Raw genomic sequence first — 2263 nt, forward strand, 5'->3', positions numbered from 1 at the left:
CGTGCCCTACACGCGGATCAGCGAGTATAAGCATTTGACCGGGCAGCAGCACCCGCGAACCACCATCACCTATGAATATCCGGCGGCCGAGGGCGACCCTTATTACCCAATTCCCCGGCCCGAGAACCAGGCGCTGTTCAAGCGTTATGAGGCGCTCGGCGACGCCACCGAGGGGGTGACCTTCGTCGGCCGGCTGGCGACCTACCGCTATTACAACATGGACCAGATCGTCGGCCAGGCGCTGGCGACGTTCCGCCGCCTCGACGCCGAGTTCGCGCAGCGCGAGGAAGCGGCGGCGGCCTGATCAGCCGCCGTAGCGCGAGCGGAACGCGGCGGCGCTGCTGAGCATCCCGACATGCTCGATCGGCGCATTGCCGCACGCCGCGCGCAGCTCGGCGACCATCGGGGCATCGGGAGCGAGGCCGATCGGGCCGCCCCAGTTGAACTCCTCGCCGATGCGGCCGACGATTTTGCCGCTGCCGTCGCGAGCGACGATCGCGAGGTAGTTTTCGCCATCTACCCCGAGCCCGAATTCACGAGGAAAGTAAGCGAGCCGGTCGGGCTTGGCCGGGCCGGTCACCCACAGGCACCCGTCGCGCAGGACGATGCGGCCGCCGAGCAGCGCCTGGTTGGTGATTCCCAATGCACGGTCGGAGTGGGGGAAGATGCGCACCAGTGGCGCCACTTCGCGCGCCACCGGAGTCCCCGCCGCGCCCTTGGCAAACTCGAGTTTTATCGGCTCGGGCAACGGGCCCCAGCCTTGCCGCGCGGCGATGGCTTTATACTCGGCCTCGCTGACCACCAGATCCATGCGCACTTCGCCGTAGGTGGCGTCGGTGCCGAAGCCGGTGAGAAGCCGCTCGGCGTTGAAGCGCGTCACCCACGGCTTGGCGATGGCGTCGAGCTCGGCGGTTGAGAAACGCGCCTGGCCCGCCTTGAAATGCGGGTAGCGGGTATGCCTGGCCAGCGTGCGCTCGGGGTCGCGCTTAAAGTAAAACACATAGGCCCAGTCGGGCGTGTGGATCATCCGCGCGTCGGTGAAATTGCCCGCCTCGCGCGCCCGCAGCGTGCGCAGCAGCCGCTCGAATTGCGGCCGCGACTTCTCCTGCTCGGCAAGCCGCTTGGCAGCCTCGGTCTCGCTGACATTGGCCAGCCGCGCGTAATAACTGCGCTCGTCCTTCGGCCGGTCGGTGGCGGGCGGATTCGGCGTGACCGGCGCCGGCGATGCGGTTTCGATCGTCGCGAAGCCCGACGGCTCGATCTTCGCTCCGGTTGGCACCCACGCTTCAACCACCGCGCCGGGCGCCTCGTTCGACACGTTCGAGATCGCCGGCGCGCATGCCACCGCCGCGATCACCATCCCCGCAATTATAGCTTTCCGCATCGTCACCTCACCCGCCATGCACTCGGCGATGGAAAGAAAAGCGTTTTGATGCTTTCCCCAAGCTGACTGGCAAGGAAACAAACATGGGCACTCGGCAGAATTGGCCGGCGCGGTTGTGGCTGGTGCGGCACGGGCAAAGCCAGGGCAATGTCGCGCGCGATGCGGCGCACGAGGCCGGCGCGCTCGAAATCGGGATCGACATGCGCGATGTCGATGTGCCGCTGAGCGAGCTCGGCCATCGCCAGGCCGATGCCGCCGGGCGCTGGTTCGCCGCGCTGCCGCGCGACGAGCGGCCCGATGTCATCTTGTCCTCGCCCTATGTCCGCGCGCGCCAGACCGCCGAGGCGATCTGCAAGGCCGGAGCGCTGTCCGGCGGCGCCTCGCGCACGATCATCGACGAGCGCCTGCGCGAGCGCGAGTTCGGCGTGTTCGACCGCCTCACCACCGCCGGCATCAAGCACAAATACCCCGAGGAAGCCGCGCACCGCGCGATGCTCGGCAAATTCTACCACCGAGCACCGGGCGGCGAGAGCTGGGCCGACGTCATCCTGCGGCTGCGCTCGGCGATGAACACGATCAACCTGCATTACTGCAACCGCCGCGTGCTGGTGGTGTGCCACCAGGTCGTGGTGCTGTGCATGCGCTATATTTTGGAGGAGCTCGACGAAGCGCAGATCCTCGCCATCGACAAGCAGGCCGAAGTGCTCAACTGCGGCATCTGCGCCTATGATTTCGCCGAGGACGCCGACGGGATGTGCGTGCCCGAGCTGGCGCTGTGGAACCACGATACGCCGCTCGAGGCCGAAGGCGCGGCCAAGACCTCGGCGCCCGACGCGGTGGCGGGATCGCGGTGAGCAAACCCGCGCCGCTGACCCGCGC

3 protein-coding genes are annotated in these 2263 nt (G+C 67.6%); 2 read left to right on the plus strand and 1 reads right to left on the minus strand.

All coding sequences use genetic code 11. From position 1 onward, the window contains the following. On the plus strand, positions 1-304 hold a 304-nt coding region (locus RMP08_RS01755; RefSeq protein ID WP_310467242.1), incomplete at its 5' end, for a UDP-galactopyranose mutase. On the opposite strand, the gene RMP08_RS01760 is transcribed toward RMP08_RS01755, so the two are convergent. Further along, complete coding sequence (locus RMP08_RS01760) at positions 305-1390, minus strand: hypothetical protein (protein ID WP_310467243.1); 1086 nt, start codon at positions 1388-1390, stop codon at positions 305-307. A gap of 77 nt (positions 1391-1467) precedes the next feature. On the opposite strand from RMP08_RS01760, the gene RMP08_RS01765 reads away from it, so the two are divergent. Further along, positions 1468-2238, plus strand: a complete 771-nt coding sequence (locus RMP08_RS01765; RefSeq protein WP_310467244.1) for a histidine phosphatase family protein — start codon at positions 1468-1470, stop codon at positions 2236-2238. Positions 2239-2263 lie beyond the last annotated feature (25 nt).

Origin of the sequence: Sphingomonas sp., from assembly GCF_031426035.1 — a bacterium.
Classification (GTDB): Bacteria; Pseudomonadota; Alphaproteobacteria; order Sphingomonadales; family Sphingomonadaceae; genus Sphingomicrobium.

Excerpts from the sequence above, each read along its gene's own strand:
- RMP08_RS01765 (WP_310467244.1), top strand. The coding sequence starts at position 1,468 with ATGGGCACTCGGCAGAATTGGCCGGCGCGGTTGTGGCTGGTGCGGCAC.